Source organism: Nitrospira sp. Nam80 (assembly GCF_965152575.1).
In genome coordinates this window covers 2,692,159-2,710,289 of sequence record NZ_OZ224216.1, presented here as the reverse complement: position 1 = coordinate 2,710,289, position 18,131 = coordinate 2,692,159, and the positions used below count along the sequence as shown (strand labels likewise).

Sequence of the window (18,131 nt, the reverse complement as noted above, 5' to 3'; positions counted from 1 at the left end):
TTACATATTCTCCTTCGCCAGGAGGAATGGGCCGATTACGAGCGCATCTAAGGGCGAGCTGGAATAGCATTCAATGGCGTCGCGCGGCGTACAGACAACCGGCTCGCCCCTCGTATTGAACGACGTATTCACCAGCACCGGCACGCCGGTTTGTCGCTCGAAGGCCTTCAACAAATCATAGTACAGCGGATGTTGCGCGCGATTGATGGTCTGCACGCGAGCCGAGCCATCTACGTGACGAACGGCCGGGATCCGATGGGCCTGATGAGCCAAAACTTGATACGTGAACAACATGAAGGGCGAGAAGCCGGCCCCATCGAACCACAGGCCGGCTGCTTCTTCCGTCACCACTGGCGCCACGGGCCGGAAGTCTTCGCGATCCTTGATGTCGTTCAAGCGGTCCTGCATTGTCGGGCTGAGCGGTGAGGCGAGAATGGAGCGTCCTCCTAAGGCGCGGGGGCCGAATTCCATGGCACCTTGGAACCAGCCGATGATTCGATCCCTGGTCAGTAAATCCGCCGTGGCTTCTGCGACATTCTCCAAGCGCCGGTAGCGAAGCTTTGCCCGATGCAGGGTTGCTTGAATGTCGGATTCCGAGAAGGAAGGCCCCAGGAACGCATGATCCATGCGGTATGTTCTGCGCCCGCTCGGCTTCCGGTGCGCCGCATCGATATGGAGCGCGGAGCCCAGTGCGGTGCCGGCGTCTCCAGCGGCTGGTTGTACCCAAATCGATCGAAAGGGGCCGCGCTCGCGGAGGGAGCCGTTCAGCACGCAGTTCAGCGCGACACCGCCCGCGAGACAGAGATTCGGACTGCGGCTCACCTTATGAAACCAAGCTGCAAGTTCCAGCACCGTTTCCTCCAGCGCTTGCTGAAGCGACCGAGCGATATCGTAATGGCGGTCTTCCAACGGTTCGCCCCGGCGGCGCGCCGGACCGAATCGCTCCTTCAGGCTAGCGGGTTGGGTCTGATACCCCCCGTCCGGCAACAGCTTGATGATCTCTCGAAAGTCTCCGACGAAGCGCGGCTTGCCGTAGGACGCGAGCGCCATCACCTTATATTCGTCCGAGGAATGCAGGAAGCCTAAGTAGGCGGTCACGTCCTCGTACAGAAGTCCGAGTGAATGCGGGAACTCGACTTGCCCGATGTGACGCAATGAATACCCCTCGCCCACGTGATAGGTGGTCGTCGCTCGTTCGCCCCGGCCGTCCAAGGTGAGGACCGCGGCCTCTTCGAACGGGGAGGCGAGAAACGCGCTCGCCGCATGGGCGAGATGGTGGGAGACGAAATGCCAGATGCAGGGGCCTTCGGCCGTCACGCCCTCAAATCGGCTTCGAAGGTGATGCGGCGCGCCGGAGGCCAGATGGCGGGGCGCATTGACGATGGATGAGAGAAACAAGGGATCCCATACCGACTCCCATTCAGCCGGCGTGGGATGGGCGCTCGGCTCGAGTGGAAGCGTGAGGCTGCGGTCGCCGGCATGAGGACCGAGCATCAGAAAGGGATCGTAGGAATAGGCGATATGATCGATGTCGCGAAGCGCGATATCGGCCGCCGCCAGACAGAAATCAACGGCATGGAACGGGAGTTCATACGCGCTGAACGGGATGGGGCGCTTCGCATGCTTGATCCGGGTGAAGCGTTCTTCTTCCGCCGCGGCAATGACGATACCGTCGCGCACGAGGCAGGCGGCTGAATCGTGGAAGGCTGCATTAATCCCGAGCGTATACACAATGCGTCCCTCCTCTCCTGTCGGATAGAAGCCCGAGCCTCGGCAGTTCGGCCGCCGCGCTCATCACCTGGTCGGGTGTAATCAATCGCAGGCAGTCGTGGTGCCCTTCCGGACAGATGCTGCGATAGCAGAATTTGCACGGCACGTCGTGCGAGAGCACGCGGTGGGGAACCAGCCATGGAGTATGCTGAGGATTGGTGAGAGCGTAGAGATCCACCACCGGTGTCCCGACCGCGGCCGCGACGTGTACCGTGCCGGTATTGTTTGAAATGAGGAGTTGGGCGCGGGACAAGAGCGCGGCCAAGCTTGCGAGATCGAGCTGCCCCACCAAAGAATAGGACGGGACACCGGCGGCGGCGCGAATTGCGTCCACGAGATCACGTTCTGATGACGTGCCGGTAAAAAAAATGCCGCAACCGAAATCCTCCGCGACCCGGCGGGCGACGACGGCAAACTGTTCAGGCGGATAGCGGCGCGAGGCCGCACTGGCTCCGGCGTGGATCACGACGAAGCGGTCTGTTCCGGAGAGAACCGTCGAGGCAAGCAGGGAATCGATCGCCTCGTGCGAGGCGGGAGGAATCGCGAGCGTCAGGCGCTCGTCCTCCGCATGGGCGCCGATCCACTGGACCAGATCCAGTTGCCGCCGGACCTCATGCCGGATGCAGGTGTCCGGTTCCGGTTCACGAATCCAGTCGGTGAACAGCTTATACGGATTTTCACGGCAGTGGCCGAGGCGCAACGGGATGTCGGCCAGGTAGCACAGGAGCGCCGCCGGCAAGGGGTTTTGACTGTAGACGGTAAAAATAATCGCCGCGTCAAAGCGCGCAGCCCGGAGCTGCGCAATAAGGCGCCGATCCAAGGCGGCGGAATCCCGTGCGTCACCCGCCTTCATCCACGGCGCTTCATAGAGCAGCACTTCCTCAAGGAATGGCATCAAGCGGCCGGCTTCCGCCCCGCTCGGCGAAGTGAGGAGCGAGACCTGCCGATGCGGCGCCGCCTCCTTGACCGCGCGCAGGGCCGGGCCGGTCATGATGACGTCGCCCAGCGCGTCAAGACGGACACAGAGAATTCGCCGCGCGCGGCGCCAAGCGTCCTTACGAAGCTCGTCGGGCTTGTTCTGCGCCATCATTCTTCCTCGGTTTCCAGAGGCCGGGGCATTTCGCCCGTGAAGGACTCATCCGCCGCCATAATGAGATGGGCCGTTTCCAGGAGATTGTCTGCGATGAAATCGGGCCACCGGAGCGGCGTCATCTCCCATTCCGTCTCGTGGCCGTTGGTCAGGAGCACGGTCTTGCACCCGCCCGAACGTCCCGCTTCCACGTCGTGCAGAATATCACCGACCATCCAAGAGCGGCCGAGATCGAGCTTCAATTCGCAGGCCGCTTGCATCAGCAGACCTGGTTTCGGCTTGCGACACAAACAATGAAGACGATATTCGGTGACGGTACCGTCAGGATGATGAGGACAGACGTAAAACCCGGCCAACGGAATCCCGAAAGTGGCCAGCCGGATACGCAAGCTGATTTCTTCGTAGGTGATCGCGTCCCAGGTGAACCAGCCATGCGCAACGCCCCCCTGATTCGTGATGACGACGAGGGCATAGCCGGCTTGGTGCAGCAGTTTCAGCCCTTCGACGGTGCCGGGCAACAACCGGATATGGTCCGGCCTCCGGTCAAACGGATGGTTTTGAATCAACGTGCCGTCCTTATCGAGAAATACCGCTTTGGCGTTCATGGCCACGATGTCTCGCGCATGGGGATGACGGTAATCTCAGGCACGACGGAGTCGGCGGGGAGCCGCAAAATGCAGCGCACGGTTTCCGCCACGTTCCGGGGATCCTGCAAGGTGCCGAGATCGATATCGGGAAAGCGATCCAGCAAGAAGGGCGTTCGCATGCCGCCGCTCACGACCGCCGTGACTTTGACGCCGTGGGGTCTGGCTTCGACGTGAAGCGCATGACTGAATCCCAGCAGCCCCCATTTGCTCGCATGGTAGGCCGACGCATTGGTCCATGCCCGCTTCGCTGCGGTCGAGACGATGTTCACGATGTGGCCGCCGCGCCGTTCCCTCATGACCGGCAGGGCCGACTTCGACATGACGAACGGACCTCGCAAGTTCGTGGAGAGAATGCGATCCCATTCCGAGACGGTCAGTACGTCGATCGATACCGTTTTGTCGATCGCGGCGTTATTGATCAAAATATCGAGCCCGCCATAGGCTTCGCGCAGCCGGCGGATCGCCGCCTCTGCTTGTGCCGAATCACAGACATCGAGCGGCATGGCGGTGGCCTCGATCCCATCATGTTTCAGTTTCGTGGCGAGCGATTCGGCCGCGTCATGCCGCACATCGGCAATCGCGATGATTGCGCCGTCTTCTCCCAAGGTCCTGCAGAGCGCTTCGCCGAGGCCTTGTGCCCCACCGGTGATCAGCGCGACTTTGTTTGAAAGCGGAGATGGAGTCGTCACGACGGTTACCTCCTGACCGCCCGTTGAACCGCGGGGCGGCGGCGGGTTGCCGACGCTCTGGCCCGACGAGGCAGTTCTGCAATGGAATGGAGCGCGCCGGCGAACTGGACGGCGCCGTCCGCTGCGGCCATTCGTTGTTGGATTAGCCCGCATAAGACTTGAAGCACGACATGATAGAGCGGCGCGATTCCATCGCGGCGTTGGGATGCGACGGCGAGGGTGACGTGCGCCAACCGCCGGACATCGGCCGTCTCCACGCCGAGGATGGCCAGGGAATGCAGTCCGCGCCGGTCCGCCGCCTCAAACGCGCGCAAGAGGGCGGGAGAGACTCCATCCAGCGCAATCCCGATCAGAACATCCTCCGGCCGTGAGAAGATCTCAACTTGCTTCGCCAAGCCGTCGTCCGTCAAGGAGAGGCCGGTGGAAAACGGCTCATCGGTCAGGAAGAGGGCCGGAAGGCCGGGGCGGTCGGCGCAGCAGGTCCTCCGGAGTAATTGCATGGCGAATTGTTCCCCCGCGGACGATTGGCCCGGCGAGGCGCAGATCAAGGCCTTCCCGCCTCGCGCAAAACTATCTCCCAGCAGGTGGGCCGCATCCAAGAGTTGAGACCGCAGCCGGCGCCTGGTTTCCTGCATGGACTCGAGCGCCGCATCAAAGCCCGCATCGACGAGTGTCAGTTCATCGGCGCGGTAGGTGCCGACAGGCTGTTTCTCGCTTAGCACTTGTTCATACAGGGCGCTCAATCCCTTCGCCACGGTCGTCCAGGTAAAGAGATCGTTCACCCGCTGAATGGCCTGCCTGCTGAACACGCTTAAGAGCTTCGGGTTCGCGTAGAGGTGCGCAATCTTATCCGCCAGAGCGTCCGGATCCTTCGGCGCGACGAGATACCCGGTTTCGCCGTCTCGTACGGTGAATTTGATGCCGCCCACGTTCGACCCGATGACCGGCGTCCCGCAGGCCATCGCTTCCAGCGGCGTGATGCCGAACGGCTCGTACCAGGGAGTCGTCACGAACACATCGGCGGCGCTGTAGTAGTACTTCAAGGTTTCCCGCCCGCGGCGGCCGACGAACGTCACGCGATCCGAGACTCCTTCCCCTTCGGCGATGCGCTGCAACCGCGCGAGTTCCGGCGTCGCTTGCGGATCCGGATCGTCGCTATCGCCGCCCACGATCAACAGCCGCGCCTCCAATTGATGGGTCTGCCTGAGCCTGCCAAAGGCCTCGATGACCGTTTCGGTCCCCTTGCGGGGCACCATGCGGCCCAGATGCAGGATGACCCGCTCATCCGGCGTCAAGCCCAATGAAATCCGGGCCAATGCCTTGCTGATCGGCCACAGCTCCGTTGGATCGAAGCCGCAGGGAATCATGGTGATGTTCCCCGGGTCCGCGTTATAGAGCCTGATCAGGTCTTCTTCATCCTGCGGCGCCTCCGCGATGATATGGTCGGCTTCCGCCACGATACGGTCTTCTATCTCGAAGCGGGCGTCCGGAAATTCGTCGGCCTGCCGCTGAAACTGCCGCCGGACGCGTCCAAGCGCATGAAACGTAATGACGAACGGCGTGCCGAGCTGTTTTTTTAAATCTGCCGCCACGAGGCCCGACATCCAGAAATTCGCATGGATGAGATCGTAGGCCTTCCGCTGACAGCGGCAAAATTTCAGCATGTAGTCGGTGAACGATCTCATGTAGGGGAGGAGATCTTCTTTCCGCACGAAGGAAGGGGGTCCGGCCGGCACATGGATGATCCGCACGCCGTTTACCCATTCTGCGGTCTCCGGAAGGATTTCGCTGTCCCGCCTGGTGAAGATATCCACATCGTATCCCGCGGCGGCCAGGGATTTCGCCACCTGGCCGACGTACAGGTTCTGTCCTCCACAATCGACGCCGCCCAAGAGGCTCAAGGGAGACGCGTGCTCGCTGATCAACGCAATTTGCCTGGTCATGAATAACTCCGTCCTGCCGCAAGAGGTTGAAGCGCTGAAACCTGAGGCTCCGTCCGCCGGTCGCGGCGGCGCATCACGACCTCGGTCAGGAGACGGTCCCACTCCTTCGCAAACCGTGTCAGGTTGAAACGCCGCCTTCCCGCCTCCCGCGCTCCCTCGCTCAACCGGCGGGCTTCCTTCTGATTGCCTAATAATTCTTCCATGCGCTCGATCAGCGCGTTCACGTCGGTATCGACATAGCCCGAGCGACCGTTTTCCACCGTGGTCGTCATCTCGGTCGTGGCCAGGCCGATGATCGGCACGCCAAGCACCATCGCTTCGCATACGGATAAGCCGAGGCTCGTGTAGCGGATAGGATTGAACAGGAACCGGTAGCGGCACATCATTCGGGGGAGAGCCTCGTGCGGAATGTCGCCGAGCCCGCCGAGTTCTTCCGATTCCATGCCGATCAGATCCAGCGGAATACGTTCTCGTACCCGCTCAAAGATGTCCAACCCGAGACGCCGGCCGCGCCGGCGGAGACAGTTCACGATGACCAGGCCCTTCTCGATCTCGCCACTGTACGAGACATCGTCCGGCGCCGGCACACCATGCTCGATCACGGCGGTCGGAGTGCGTCCACTGTCCCACATGAGCGCGTTGAATGGCGTGACATGGACCAGCGTCATAGCCGGATCATCCACGACATGACGGGTATTGGTCGGATGTTCTTGAGGCGGGTCGTGTTCGAGAAAGACGGCCGGCAAGCGGCGCTGCTCCTGTGAAAGAATCTCGAATTGATCCGTCATGTAATGGGCGCGTGACTGAAACAGGATGGCGTCGAAATCGGTCGAGGGAATTCGATCGACAGGAACGTCGTGACAACGGTCAGGCCATGGAAAGCCGGGTGCGCATCCGGCGTAGCCCGGTCCCGGCCGGCCGACCGGAAGATAAAATTCATGCGGCGCGTGAGTCAGATAATAGAGATAATTGCCGTGAACATGCCAAGTAAAGATGCGCAGTGGTCTCATGGGCTCGCTCGCGGTTGGGGTGGTGCGTCAAATCCCCGTCAAGTATTGGTGGTTCCGCGCAACGAGCGCGTCCGAATTGCTCATCGGGAGCGGCACCGGGCTGTGTCCGAACGTGACGGTGATCGGCTTATCGGGTCCATCCAGCACATCCCGCAGTTCTGCCAGCACCGAATCGACCGTGGCCATACCGCCCGAGAGGACGCGATGTTGATGACGGTCTAAAGGAGACCAGCGGTGGGGATCCGAGCCGACACAAAGGATGACGCTCGGAACTTTCAAGGCCGCCGCCAAATGGGACACTCCCGTATCATTCGCGAGCAGCAGTCGCGCACGGCTCAACAGGACGCCCATGGTCCCTAAATTGGTCTGGCCGACGAGATTGATCACATCCGATCGCATGGCGGCGACCGCCGCCTTGACGATGTCCCGTTCCTCCGCGGTGCCGGTCATCACGATGTCGTATCCCTCGCGGGCCAGCCGGTCCGCCACGATTCCGAAAGACTCGGGCGCCCATCGCCGGTTGTGGCCTCTCCCGCCGGGATGGACACAAACAAACGTTCCCGGCGTCAACGGGGCCGCCGCCCGGAGCCTGCCGAATGCCGCATGGTCGGCGTCGGTCAACGGGAATTCCAAGTCTTGTCCCTGCTCGGGAATTCCAAGATGCCGGAGGAGTTCAAGATGACGTAAGACTTCAGGCAGCCCATCCGGATAGGTCATGAAGAGATTTGGATCCGGGCAGTACTCCGGCGGCTGGTAAAAGCCTGCGGTCATCGCGCCTCCAAACAACATGACAATCTCATTGGTGTAATGACCGCTTCCGTGGAGTTGCAGCACCAAATCAAAACGGCGCTGCTGCATCGATGCCAAAAAGCCTGGGACTGATTGTGTTTGGACGGGCCGTTCCGGCAGGCCGGGAAAGCCGGGGAATTCGATGAATTCATCGACATAGCCCGCATAGCGGGCGGCGAAGTCTCGCGCCCAGGGCAATCCGATCAGTGCGATGTGAGAATCGGGATAGGCCCTGCGCAACGAGCGCAATGCCGGGACTGTGCAGAGCAGATCCCCCAGTTGGAGAGCGCGGAGCACGGCAATGGTTCGGGGGGACCGGCTCTTGAGCTGAAACGACGATGAGGCCATGGTAAAATATTCCGTTCGTCGGTCCTTACCTGCTTCGGGTTTTGGATCCGTGGGAGCGGCGCTTGGAACGCGAGCTTCGCTTGCGCGGCACATCGATGCCGGATCGTCTCGCCTTGGAGAGCCCGATGGCGATTGCCTGCTTGCGTGACTTGACCGGGTGCTTGCCGCTTTTCTTGTGATGCATCTCTTCCCGGACAAATTCCCCGGCTTGAGTCGTCGGCGCCTTGCCTTCTCGCTTGGCCTTTCTGGCCCGCTGCTTGGTTTTACGCTCCGGCATGCCGGCCTCCCTGGTTTATGATTTAGGCCGTTTGCTTCGGCGTCGCTGCGATGACGCCGGCTTGTTCGTAGTCGATGACGTCTTGGGTCGTTGGGACGCGGCCTTGATGGCGTCGGCCGCTTCCTCTCGCCGTTCCTGGTAATCTTCCGCCGAGGCGGGATTAAGCTCCCATCGGTCCTCGTCCCGCTCGCCGACCTTGTCTCCGAATTTCAACGGCTCATTGTCTTGATACGTCACGCCGACCGCCTTCCCGATCTCATCAACGATGTCCTGATCCGGCGTCGGGTTCGACCCTCCGGGGGCCTCGGCTCCGACATCGATGTCCTGCTCGGAGGCGTCCACATCGCCTCCGCTCAAACGGACCGCTTCTCGATCGGCGACCGGATGTCCGATGCGTTCATCAGCAGGTGTCACCGGTTCTGTTTCGTCTCGAAAGGCTTCGGTTTCCGAAGCCGGCCCGTCTTCGTAGTAACGGCGGATCGCTTCGTCCGCGTCGATCGTTCCATGTCGTGGTTTCTTTGGCATCAGCAGCTCCTTGGGTGCATCAACGGCGGCTCTGCGATGCAAAGCACGGGCCGCAGACAGGCCGATCGGAAAGGAGCGGATGGGAAATCGCCGATCACCGCATGACTGAAGGCAATACCGCCGGATGTCCGATTGAGGAAGGGCGGCAACTCGGACAGGGGGTATCGGACAGGCTGTCGCCAGCCTGGACAGGCTGTCTAACTAATTGAAAAATCTTTATACTGCGTAGGAAAAGGGGAAGTGGGCTGTCGTGGTGTAGCGACGCCGCTACGGTCCGGCAATAGAGTGGTTTTATCGCGGTTCGAGCGGCAGATAGGAACGGGGGAGTTCGAACAGCATATCAGAAATGCGGCCGATCCTCACATGCCGATACTCTACGGCCCAATCGCCGTTCTTCTTGGCCAGCTTGAGCGGGAAATTGATATCGGTGGCGAGCCATTGATAATAAGCCGCCGTGCCGCCGCCCGGTTCTCGCACCGTTACTTCGTAAAGAGTGGTCGGATGCCCGTCCAATGTTTGGCTGCCGATGATATCGCGGGACAGTTCTCCGTCCAGATGCGCGGTGATCATGAGCGCATAGTCGGCGGAAAAGACCATGGTCTTGAAATGCCTGGTTGCCGGCAAGAGATGCCAGACCAGATTTTGATCTTTTCTGACAATGGTCACATTGACGGCGCCCGGCCCATTATGCTCCATCCGCCACATGCCGTCGCGATAGAACACCCGCTGGTGGCGCACCTGTAGATCCGAGCGGGTCACCCGGTCCGCCGCGAATTCGAGTGCGAAGGAAAGTCCGCTTGAAACGAAGAGTGTGCACGCACCGAAAATGGCAAAGAGCATGTTACTCGTCACGATGCATCTTTCCGGCCGAATGAGCGGCATCCGCCGGCGTCATCGACGTGGGAATGGTCATCGCATTGACGTGTAATCTCGTCATCCAGCAAGCATCGCCAGAATCAGGTGTGACCGTTCTCAATTTCTGCGGGTCCAGTTGCCGAATCACATCGTGGTATCTCGTCATGACGTGTTCCTCCTGATAGGGCGTTGATCCGCTGTCTTTGTCGCGACGAAGAAAGGAGCAATGTCCGTGCCGGAGGAATGGGAAACGAGGAATGAAAGCTGAGGAAATGGAAAAACGAGGAAATGGAAAAATGGACGCTTCTAACTATTTACTTTTAACCCGTACCTTGTGACTCCCACTTAGCCCACCTTAATCAACCCCTGTTCAATCGCGATCCGCACGAGTTGAGCGGTATTCGCCACCCGCAGTTTCTTCATCAAACTCGCGCGATGAGCCTCGATGGTGCGCGATGAGATACCCAGGCGTTCCGCGATTTCGCGGTTTGAAAATCCGGTCCACACAAGCTTTAAGACCTCGCGCTCGCGTGGAGTCGGAAGAAAAATCGTTTTACCCTTTGCTCGGCCCGCTGTCGAGCGGGACGGCATGGATGTTCCCCGATTGATGTCCCCTTTCGATCTCGCCATGAGTGCTTTTGCCGCTGATCCTCCCGACTTCATAGTCATTCCCTTTGTATGGTCTTTTTATCCCCGTTGGAAACGTGCACCCCGCCGGCCTCCTCGCGGCTGCCCTGCGGTGGTCGGCGCCTCGCCGGTTTCCATCACCTGTTTAAATCGCCTGAGATCTTCTTCAATTTGCTGCGACGGCTCCTCTCCGAACAATTTTGCCACGGCAATCCCGGTCGCGCCGCCGATCGGCTCATACTCCAACTCGACGGTTACCTCAGTGCCTCGACCTCCGGGCGCGTGATTGAAGCGCACGGCTCCCCAGTTGCCGACGGATGAGCCTTCGCACGACTGCCATGCGATCAAGGCGTCTTTCTTTTCGTTGACAATCTCCGCGTCCCACTCGATCGAGAAACCCCCCGGCGCCTTCGCCTTCCAATGGGAACGTCTCTCGGATAACACCGTCACCGATTCCAAATGTGACATCACTCTAGGTAGATTCCTAAAGTCTCTCCAGAATGCAAAGAGCTCGCCAACCGGCCGATTGATCGTCATGCTCCGAATGACCTCGTTACGTTGCCGTCCGGCGACGGTCCTTACGAAATGGATTCCCAAGTTGCGATACAGCGCGTTACGACCAGTCGTGCCCATATACAAAAAGGCTCCTCCCACAAGAGACGTGACCCAGCCGTCCCACCCGCGCCGCCTGAATCCATGCAGTAGAAATGCGGCTCCCGTCATGCCGCAAATCAATCGTTCCAGGTCGGTGAGCTCCGTATGTCCACTCGCCATGCCGGAGGTCTTTCCCGTCCGGGCCGAAAATGAGGGCTGCATTCTCATCGACCTCCTCTGTCCATGGTTCGCCCTGCTCGATGTGCAAACGTTGAGCCGCTTTCACATCCCTGTCTTGGTATCCTGAAGCGCCTCGGTGCCGGACAGGATGTCTAGGGGAGGACAGTTTGCCTTATCGGTCCGCCGGCGGCGGGAACAGCGCATGCCCCTTGAAAAGGCGATAGAGATAGTACAAGGACGGAAAGAGGACGGCGCCGCCGATCACGAGGCTCCAGACCAACAGCCGCAAAATCTGAACCGGAGCGGCTGCTTCGGGCAGTTTGACGTCCGGGACGACCAGATAGGGATATTGAGAAATCGCCCATCCGAAAATGATCAAGATGACCTGTACGACGACGGCGGCGCGCGCGATTCCGAACCGGCGGAAGACCAATGCGGCCAAGCTGACCAGCCCCGCGCCCGCCGTCAAACCCAGGATGATGCGGCCGCCGCCCGTAGACACCAATCCGTCGTAGATGATCGGCGCGCCGGTTCGGGACACAAGCAAGACAGCCGCTCCGAGCGACGACACGATGAGCCAAAGGGCAAGCGCCCGCCGTCGGAGGTCCTCTTGCAGCGGGCGATCCGTTGTTTCGAAGATGAGATACATGGCCGCGAGAAAGACGAACAGGGCTAACGTAAAGCACCCGACGAGCAGCGGAAAGCGCGCCAGCCAGGGAGCGATAAATAAATCGAAAAACGACGGGGGCTGTCCCGAGAGACGGCCGGACGCGATGGCTCCGATAGTCGTCCCGAGCATTAATGGCGCCACGATGCTGGATCCGGCGAAAACCCGGCTCCAGAAGACCTGCGAGGCGTCACGATCCGATCGCGGTTGGACATCGTGGGTCCGGAACACAAAGGCGGAGCCACGCAATACAATCGCGACCAGCAACGCTGTAAGAGGGATGTGCAGCGCGGTGGTGATCACCGCGAAGGCACGCGGGAAACCCGCAAACAAAATCGTCACGATGAGGATGAGCCAGACGTGGTTCGCTTCCCAGATCGGCGCAATGGCCCGGTCGATGAGCGCTCGATGGAGATGCCCCCGTTTACCACGGGCGAGCAGCGTCCAGACGCCAGCTCCGAAATCCGCTCCGCCGGTGAGGACGTAGAAGGCCAGCGAACTGAGCAACATTCCCGCAAGTAGAATGTCGAATGTCATCGGGTCTCCGCTGATTCGGTAGGCGACGGAAACGGTCGCTCGGGACCGCCGGGCTGATCGTGCCGTTCCGTCGCCGAGATGTGGCGCGATAGCGTCCAGAGGACAATAAGAGACAGCACCCCATATAACAGGGTGAACATGACGAACGGGACAGCGATTCCCGGCATCGGGGTGACGGCTTCGCTCGTTCGCATGATGCCATAGATGATCCAGGGTTGGCGGCCTACTTCGGTCACGACCCATCCGGCCTCGATCGCGAGAAATCCAAGCGGCGCGCCGAGCACGAGGGACCAAAGCAGCAGACGATCCGCGTACAGCCGTCCTTGCTTCCAGCGCCATGCGGCCCACAGCACGAGTATCATCATGACCAGGCCGGCGCCCACCATGATCTGAAACGCCACGTGGACGACGGCGACCGGAGGCCAATCCAGGCGGGGTATCCGGTCCAAGCCGACGACAGTCGCCTGCGGGTCGAGATAGAGAAGAAGACTCAACAACTTCGGGATCTCCAGCGAGTACGGAACCGATTCGCGCTCTTCGTCCGGCAGACCGCCGAGATGAAATGATGCGCCCGGAGCCGTATGGAACACCGCTTCCATGGCGGCCAACTTGGCCGGTTGGTGCGCCGCCACGACTTTGGTCAACGCATCGCCGCTGATCGGCTGAAGCAAAGCAGGAATGCCGCCCACGAGGAGGGCGATGGCGAGGGCGTAGCGATGAAAATTATCATGGGCGCCGCGCAGAATGAGGAAGGCATGGATGCCGGCGACCAATAGGCCGGTCGCGGCAAATGCGGCCAGCACCATGTGCAGGCTTTCATGGAGCGCGTGCGGATTGGTCATCACCGCCCAGGGCTGGATATCGCGCGGCAAGCCGTCCGTCAACTCGAAGCCGGCGGGAGTATTCATCCAGGCATTGGCCGTTGTGACGACGGCGGCCGACACCACCCCGCTTGCCGTGACGATGATACCCGCACCGATATGGAGGGCGGGTCGCAAATGATGCCAGCCGTAGAGATAAATCCCCAAAAAAATGGCTTCTGTGAAGAATGCAAAGCCTTCCAGCGCGAAGAGCGGGCCGACGATCGCTCCGGCCCAGGCCATGAAGCGCGGCCATAGCAGTCCGAGCTCAAAGGATAACACCGTGCCGGAGACGGCTCCGACGGCGAAGAGAATGGCGGCTCCCTTGGCCCAACGCCGCGCCAGCGCCAGGTATGCCGGATCTTTGGTGCGCGTCCAGCGCCATTCCGCGATCGTCATCATCAGCGGCATGGCGACACCGATGACGGCAAAAATGATATGGAAGCCGAGCGACATCGCCATTTGGCTGCGGGCCGCGAGCAGGTCGCTCATTCCTGCTTCCCGCCTTGTTGCCAAGATTCCTTGCGCAATGCGATTCGAATCATCAGTTCGCGAATGAGCAACTCAAGCTCCTGATTCATGAGCCCGACGGTGGCACGCAGCATGTCGAGCATTTGCCCGCGCACGATCAAATCGCTGCTGCGATACAGTCCGCCGTCCCCGAACAGCAGCGCGATGCGCTGCTGTTCTTCCTTGGAGCCTTCCGCGCCGAGCCGCCCCTCCTGTCTCCAACCATTGACGAGTTCTTCGCGAAAACTGCGGCTGCCCGCTTCCTCCTTCATGGGGTGATTCAAGAACTCCCACACCGAGGGTGCGATGTAATTCGGATGAGAGGGATGTTCCCATATTTCTCGCAGAATATTATCCGGATGTTCGAATCTGTGCTCGCTCTCCTGATACAGTGCTGAAATACCTAATGCGCCGGCTACCGCGCCTCCAACAACCGTGGCGATGTCTTCCGCCACCGTACCGGTCGCCGCCAAGCTGAATCCCCCGGTCGCGATTGCCGCTCCCGCGCCGATGATGACGGCCCACAGAGTCTGTTGCTTCACGCGGGCGGTTTCCGCATTCTTGAGACGATCGGCGACTTCGTATGTGCGCTCGATCTCGCAGCTTACTTGCGCAACGGTGCTCGATACGGCGATGAGAGCCAGCAATATACGCCCCAACGCCTCCTGCCGCAACGACAGTAATGTGAGCGGGGCCGACGAATCAGGGTTCGGTGATTCCTCCACTACCTCGATTTGCTTTAACAAAGGTAGGATGTCGATGGCTTTGGCCGTCTGCACGGCACGCCAGGAAAACGAAGTCGGTAATCCCGTTTGAGCAGCTTCCGCCTGAAGATCGTTCGACGAGCGGTCCACCTCGTCCAACGACACGGCCCGAAGCTGCTTCTCGATCGGGGTCGGCGCGCAACGCCGCTCGTTGCTGCTGGTCGTCCGCTGTTCGGAATACCCGGTTGTCCAGGCGCAGCCGGCCTCAATCACGAGCAAGACCGCTACGAAGATCAAGCCGGCCGCCCGAACGCATCCTTGGTGCGATCGCGTCCGGATCCAAGCCTGCACCGCACGGCGCAAGGAATGAAAGATCATCCTCGCTGCGCGATCACCCCGCGTTCCCATCCGAACCGCACCGCATCCTTGTACTGTTCCCACAGGCCCATGGTGCTCTCATCCCATCCTTTCCTGGCTTGCAATTCGAGAATGCTCCATTCCATGGATCTATAGCGGGTATCCATCGCCAACTCGTAGCCATATTGATAGGCGGGGCGATATTGGTTATAGCCGTATCCGGAATCGGCATAATGGTGATCATAATGGTCCTTGAATTGAGGCTCCTGTCGTTTCAACTGTTCGAGCATCTGTTGATCGGCTTGCGGCAAGCTGGGAGCCTGATCGGTGCCGTGCCTTTCATTTTGAGCGGCAGTCGCGGGCGTGCCGCCGGCGGCAACCGCATGGCGCTTGGTATCGACCGGCGGTGAGGAAGATTGGCAAGCGACGCTCATCGTTAAGGGAAGCGCGAACAGGATCATGAAGCTGTAGCGTGTCATGAAGTTCTCCTTTCTGGTGGTCGAACGGACGGCCGTGTGTCGGCCCTTGTGGAAGAACGGAGAGCCACCAGGCCGGCTATGCCCAACCCGGCCATGGCAAGCCAACCGCGTCGTTTATTGACCCAAAATTGAAAGCTCGTGCGCCGCGCCCCGGTGTTGAAGCAGCCGCGCGCGCCATAATCGCCGGGAACTGTTTCGAATAGATTATCGGGACGTGAGGGGGAAACCGGTTGGGCGGTCTGTTGTGCCTCGTATCCGATCCAAGCCAAATAGTGATCCAAAAGGCCGGGCATGAATTTGTCTCCGACGATGGCTTGCACGGTGGGCCACCCCACGCTCACCTCGCGCCGCCGATGGTGCGCCGCCCAATAGATGGCGCGGGCGATGAATTCCGGCTGATAGATCGGCGGCACCGGCTGCGGATGGCGCGGCATCCGCGATCTCACCCAATTGAACTGCGGGGTATTGACGGCCGGCAACTGGACGGCGGTCAGATGAACCAGGGTGCCGTCATGAATGAGTTCCGACCGTAACGACTCGGTGAAGCCTTCCACGGCGTGTTTCGCCCCGCAGTAGGCGGATTGGAGCGGAATGGCCCGATAGGCCAGCGCGGAACCTACCTGCAGGATCACGCCACGATTGCGAGGGCGCATGCGGCGAAGCGCGGCCAGAGTGCCGTAGACATATCCCAGGTACGTCACATCGGTGACGCGTCGAAATTCATCGGCCGTCATGTCGAGCGCCGGCGACAGGACCGAGACCATGGCGTTGTTGATCCAGATGTCGATTGGACCCAGGAGCCGTTCGACCGATTCCGCGGCTTCTTCGACCTGCACATCGTCGGCTACGTCGGCTGTCAGGACCACCGCCCGGCCGCCCATCCCTTCCACCTCCCGGCGGGCGGCGTCAAGCCGATCCCGGTCTCTGGCCACCAGGCCAAGCCACGCGCCATGCCGGGCGAACTCACGGACCGTCGCCCGGCCGACTCCGGCGGAGGCCCCGGTAATGACCACAATCTCCGGCCGCTTTTTCTTATTGTTTACAACCACGATATCTCTTTAGAAATCTCAGAAAGCAATCCTAGAATCGTTCATTCCAGATCCCCTCGTTCGTCATTCCTCATTCCTCATTCCTCATTCCTAATTCCTCATTCCTAATTCCTAATTCCACATTCCTCATTTCCTATTGGCTCTCCGCCCAACGAGTCCATCGCGGCATGAGGAATTCCTCGAACAGGATTTTGATGCAGGCCGCGATCGGAATACAGAAGATCAGGCCGAACAGGCCGCCCGCCGCGCCACCGATGAACATGACGATGAGCAGGGTGACGGCATTCATGTCGCTGGATCGCTGCTGGATCCACGGCGTGAGGATCCAACTTTCAATGAACTGGACGACGAGATACGCCAGGCTGGGCCAGAGCAGGATGCCGGTCCAGCTGAGCTGGCCGCCCGCCGTGAGCGAGTCCAGATATTTCAACAGGAGCGCGAGGGGCCACCCTATGACCGAGACATACGGGATCAAGGTAAGCAAGCCGGTTCCGAGTCCAAGCAGAAACCAATAGGGCACGTCGGCCGCGAGCCATCCGACGGCGTACATGGCCCCGGTGATGAGGGCGATCAGCAGGCGCTCGTGGAAAAATCCGCTGACGGCGGCATCCATGCGATTCAACACTCCATACACGCGATTGCGGCGGCTGGCGGGAATCAGGCGGGACAGGGCAAGCAGCATCCGGTCGAAATACCAACCGAAAAAGAAAAAGTAGAGTGGTATCAGCAGGAACGCGAGGGCGAAATTGACGGTCCTGCCGATCACCGTGCCCAGGAGCCCGAAGGCTTGGCCGGTTCCGATGAAGAATGGCCGTAAAAATGAGAGGGGATCTTCTTTGAACGTGCTCAAGGTCGCGTCAATCTGGTCCGACAGGCCGTCGATATTGCCGAGTCGCTGATTGAGACTCGACACATAGGCGGGAGCTTTCTTCACCAAGGTCTGAACTTGCTCCGTCAACAGCGGGCCGATTCCCATCACGAGCCCGGCCGCGGCGAATGAAAACAACAACAATAAGAGCGACACGGTCAACGGCCTGGGTATCCGCCATTGCCGGTCCGCCACTCGAATGAGTGGGTCTGCCAAATAGGCGAGAAAGATCCCGATAAAGATAGGCACGAACACCGAGCTGAGGCTGGATATAATCCAGAGAAGCGCCGCGCCCGCCGCCAACCACAACAGATCTTGAACGGCGGTAATTTCCCACAAATGCCGATCGACGGCCGCTTTCGTGTCCGATTCGGGAAACGAATGGCGGGGCCTCTGTTCCGGCGGGATGGGGCCGAGGGGGTCCGCCATTGTCATGGTCCGCTGGGTGTCGGATCGTAGCCTTGATTGGGATAATCACCCAACGTAAAGACAATCACCACCAGGAACATCACCAGAATCAGATAGAACGCGAACCGGAACGCGTCCAGATAGGGCGTTCCGAATACGCCGAATGCATAGAGAGCCGTCAAAATCAGCAGCGCCAGCATGCCGGCGGCAAGAAGGGTCATCATCACGTCACCTGTAAATGTGAAATGAACTGCTCAGTAATTTCATCGGTTGAGGGTCATCGTTTGGTTCCTCGACCGGCGGCTCATCCCGGGATGGTTCTTCCCGAGGCGGTTCGCGGGGAGTCGG

The 18,131-nt window shown here is 60.2% G+C and carries 20 protein-coding genes; all 20 read right to left on the bottom strand.

The window, feature by feature from the left end; genetic code table 11:
- The 20 genes from ACWGXE_RS12720 to ACWGXE_RS12625 all read right to left on the bottom strand — a co-directional run bounded on the left by ACWGXE_RS12720 (position 1) and on the right by ACWGXE_RS12625 (position 18,007).
- On the bottom strand, positions 1 to 1,731 hold the full coding sequence (locus ACWGXE_RS12720) for a carbamoyltransferase family protein (protein ID WP_447598135.1): 1,731 nt from the start codon (positions 1,729 to 1,731) through the stop codon (positions 1 to 3).
- Complete coding sequence (waaF, locus tag ACWGXE_RS12715) at positions 1,712 to 2,860, bottom strand: lipopolysaccharide heptosyltransferase II (RefSeq protein ID WP_447598134.1); 1,149 nt, start codon at positions 2,858 to 2,860, stop codon at positions 1,712 to 1,714. Before waaF ends, ACWGXE_RS12720 begins: the two co-directional genes overlap by 20 nt.
- Positions 2,857 to 3,465, bottom strand: coding sequence for a D-glycero-alpha-D-manno-heptose-1,7-bisphosphate 7-phosphatase (locus ACWGXE_RS12710; RefSeq protein WP_447598133.1), 609 nt, complete (start codon positions 3,463 to 3,465; stop codon positions 2,857 to 2,859). Before ACWGXE_RS12710 ends, waaF begins: the two co-directional genes overlap by 4 nt.
- Entirely contained in the window at positions 3,462 to 4,196 is a 735-nt protein-coding gene (locus ACWGXE_RS12705; RefSeq protein WP_447598132.1) for an SDR family oxidoreductase, read from the bottom strand. Before ACWGXE_RS12705 ends, ACWGXE_RS12710 begins: the two co-directional genes overlap by 4 nt.
- 5 nt (positions 4,197 to 4,201) lie before the next feature.
- Positions 4,202 to 6,139 carry a glycosyltransferase gene (locus tag ACWGXE_RS12700; protein WP_447598131.1) on the bottom strand — a complete coding sequence of 646 codons (1,938 nt, stop codon included), beginning with the start codon at positions 6,137 to 6,139 and terminating at the stop codon, positions 4,202 to 4,204.
- Complete coding sequence (locus ACWGXE_RS12695; protein WP_447598130.1) at positions 6,136 to 7,149, bottom strand: glycosyltransferase; 1,014 nt, start codon at positions 7,147 to 7,149, stop codon at positions 6,136 to 6,138. The genes ACWGXE_RS12700 and ACWGXE_RS12695 overlap by 4 nt, the downstream gene beginning before the upstream one ends.
- Positions 7,150 to 7,176: 27 nt before the next feature.
- Positions 7,177 to 8,286 (bottom strand): glycosyltransferase family 9 protein, encoded by a 1,110-nt coding sequence (locus tag ACWGXE_RS12690; RefSeq protein WP_447598129.1) that lies wholly within the window; start codon positions 8,284 to 8,286, stop codon positions 7,177 to 7,179.
- Between the two features lie 25 nt (positions 8,287 to 8,311).
- Positions 8,312 to 8,563 (bottom strand): DUF6496 domain-containing protein, encoded by a 252-nt coding sequence (locus ACWGXE_RS12685; protein WP_447598128.1) that lies wholly within the window; start codon positions 8,561 to 8,563, stop codon positions 8,312 to 8,314.
- 15 nt (positions 8,564 to 8,578) lie between these two features.
- Positions 8,579 to 9,088, bottom strand: coding sequence for a DUF6335 family protein (locus tag ACWGXE_RS12680; protein WP_447598127.1), 510 nt, complete (start codon positions 9,086 to 9,088; stop codon positions 8,579 to 8,581).
- Positions 9,089 to 9,379: 291 nt separating this feature from the next.
- Positions 9,380 to 9,940, bottom strand: a complete 561-nt coding sequence (locus tag ACWGXE_RS12675) for a hypothetical protein (RefSeq protein WP_447598126.1) — start codon at positions 9,938 to 9,940, stop codon at positions 9,380 to 9,382.
- On the bottom strand, positions 9,930 to 10,109 hold the full coding sequence (locus ACWGXE_RS12670) for a hypothetical protein (RefSeq protein ID WP_447598125.1): 180 nt from the start codon (positions 10,107 to 10,109) through the stop codon (positions 9,930 to 9,932). The genes ACWGXE_RS12675 and ACWGXE_RS12670 overlap by 11 nt, the downstream gene beginning before the upstream one ends.
- A 179-nt stretch (positions 10,110 to 10,288) precedes the next feature.
- Positions 10,289 to 10,573, bottom strand: a complete 285-nt coding sequence (locus ACWGXE_RS12665) for a response regulator transcription factor (protein ID WP_447598124.1) — start codon at positions 10,571 to 10,573, stop codon at positions 10,289 to 10,291.
- Between the two features lie 57 nt (positions 10,574 to 10,630).
- Complete coding sequence (locus tag ACWGXE_RS12660) at positions 10,631 to 11,386, bottom strand: SRPBCC family protein (protein WP_447598123.1); 756 nt, start codon at positions 11,384 to 11,386, stop codon at positions 10,631 to 10,633.
- 130 nt (positions 11,387 to 11,516) lie between these two features.
- Positions 11,517 to 12,548: a cytochrome d ubiquinol oxidase subunit II gene (locus ACWGXE_RS12655; RefSeq protein WP_447598122.1), complete on the bottom strand. Its 1,032-nt coding sequence runs from the start codon at positions 12,546 to 12,548 to the stop codon at positions 11,517 to 11,519.
- Positions 12,545 to 13,900 (bottom strand): cytochrome ubiquinol oxidase subunit I, encoded by a 1,356-nt coding sequence (locus ACWGXE_RS12650; RefSeq protein ID WP_447598121.1) that lies wholly within the window; start codon positions 13,898 to 13,900, stop codon positions 12,545 to 12,547. The genes ACWGXE_RS12655 and ACWGXE_RS12650 overlap by 4 nt, the downstream gene beginning before the upstream one ends.
- A complete protein-coding gene (locus ACWGXE_RS12645) occupies positions 13,897 to 15,030 on the bottom strand; it encodes a hypothetical protein (protein ID WP_447598120.1) in 1,134 nt (377 codons plus the stop codon). Before ACWGXE_RS12645 ends, ACWGXE_RS12650 begins: the two co-directional genes overlap by 4 nt.
- Positions 14,997 to 15,458 (bottom strand): hypothetical protein, encoded by a 462-nt coding sequence (locus ACWGXE_RS12640; RefSeq protein WP_447598119.1) that lies wholly within the window; start codon positions 15,456 to 15,458, stop codon positions 14,997 to 14,999. Before ACWGXE_RS12640 ends, ACWGXE_RS12645 begins: the two co-directional genes overlap by 34 nt.
- Positions 15,455 to 16,507, bottom strand: a complete 1,053-nt coding sequence (locus ACWGXE_RS12635) for an SDR family oxidoreductase (RefSeq protein ID WP_447598118.1) — start codon at positions 16,505 to 16,507, stop codon at positions 15,455 to 15,457. Before ACWGXE_RS12635 ends, ACWGXE_RS12640 begins: the two co-directional genes overlap by 4 nt.
- 133 nt (positions 16,508 to 16,640) lie before the next feature.
- Entirely contained in the window at positions 16,641 to 17,804 is a 1,164-nt protein-coding gene (locus ACWGXE_RS12630) for an AI-2E family transporter (protein ID WP_447598117.1), read from the bottom strand.
- 2 nt (positions 17,805 to 17,806) lie between these two features.
- On the bottom strand, positions 17,807 to 18,007 hold the full coding sequence (locus tag ACWGXE_RS12625; RefSeq protein ID WP_447598116.1) for a hypothetical protein: 201 nt from the start codon (positions 18,005 to 18,007) through the stop codon (positions 17,807 to 17,809).
- Positions 18,008 to 18,131 lie beyond the last annotated feature (124 nt).

Bases quoted from the DNA above. Each gene is read 5' to 3' on its own strand.
- waaF (WP_447598134.1), bottom strand. From the start codon at position 2,860: ATGATGGCGCAGAACAAGCCCGACGAGCTTCGTAAGGACGCTTGGCGC.
- ACWGXE_RS12710 (WP_447598133.1), bottom strand. From the start codon at position 3,465: ATGAACGCCAAAGCGGTATTTCTCGATAAGGACGGCACGTTGATTCAA.
- ACWGXE_RS12700 (WP_447598131.1), bottom strand. From the start codon at position 6,139: ATGACCAGGCAAATTGCGTTGATCAGCGAGCACGCGTCTCCCTTGAGC.
- ACWGXE_RS12695 (WP_447598130.1), bottom strand. From the start codon at position 7,149: ATGAGACCACTGCGCATCTTTACTTGGCATGTTCACGGCAATTATCTC.
- ACWGXE_RS12690 (WP_447598129.1), bottom strand. From the start codon at position 8,286: ATGGCCTCATCGTCGTTTCAGCTCAAGAGCCGGTCCCCCCGAACCATT.
- ACWGXE_RS12685 (WP_447598128.1), bottom strand. From the start codon at position 8,563: ATGCCGGAGCGTAAAACCAAGCAGCGGGCCAGAAAGGCCAAGCGAGAA.
- ACWGXE_RS12680 (WP_447598127.1), bottom strand. From the start codon at position 9,088: ATGCCAAAGAAACCACGACATGGAACGATCGACGCGGACGAAGCGATC.
- ACWGXE_RS12670 (WP_447598125.1), bottom strand. From the start codon at position 10,109: ATGACGAGATACCACGATGTGATTCGGCAACTGGACCCGCAGAAATTG.
- ACWGXE_RS12665 (WP_447598124.1), bottom strand. From the start codon at position 10,573: ATGGCGAGATCGAAAGGGGACATCAATCGGGGAACATCCATGCCGTCC.
- ACWGXE_RS12660 (WP_447598123.1), bottom strand. From the start codon at position 11,386: ATGCAGCCCTCATTTTCGGCCCGGACGGGAAAGACCTCCGGCATGGCG.
- ACWGXE_RS12655 (WP_447598122.1), bottom strand. From the start codon at position 12,548: ATGACATTCGACATTCTACTTGCGGGAATGTTGCTCAGTTCGCTGGCC.
- ACWGXE_RS12650 (WP_447598121.1), bottom strand. From the start codon at position 13,900: ATGAGCGACCTGCTCGCGGCCCGCAGCCAAATGGCGATGTCGCTCGGC.
- ACWGXE_RS12645 (WP_447598120.1), bottom strand. From the start codon at position 15,030: ATGGGAACGCGGGGTGATCGCGCAGCGAGGATGATCTTTCATTCCTTG.
- ACWGXE_RS12640 (WP_447598119.1), bottom strand. From the start codon at position 15,458: ATGACACGCTACAGCTTCATGATCCTGTTCGCGCTTCCCTTAACGATG.
- ACWGXE_RS12630 (WP_447598117.1), bottom strand. From the start codon at position 17,804: ATGGCGGACCCCCTCGGCCCCATCCCGCCGGAACAGAGGCCCCGCCAT.
- ACWGXE_RS12625 (WP_447598116.1), bottom strand. From the start codon at position 18,007: ATGATGACCCTTCTTGCCGCCGGCATGCTGGCGCTGCTGATTTTGACG.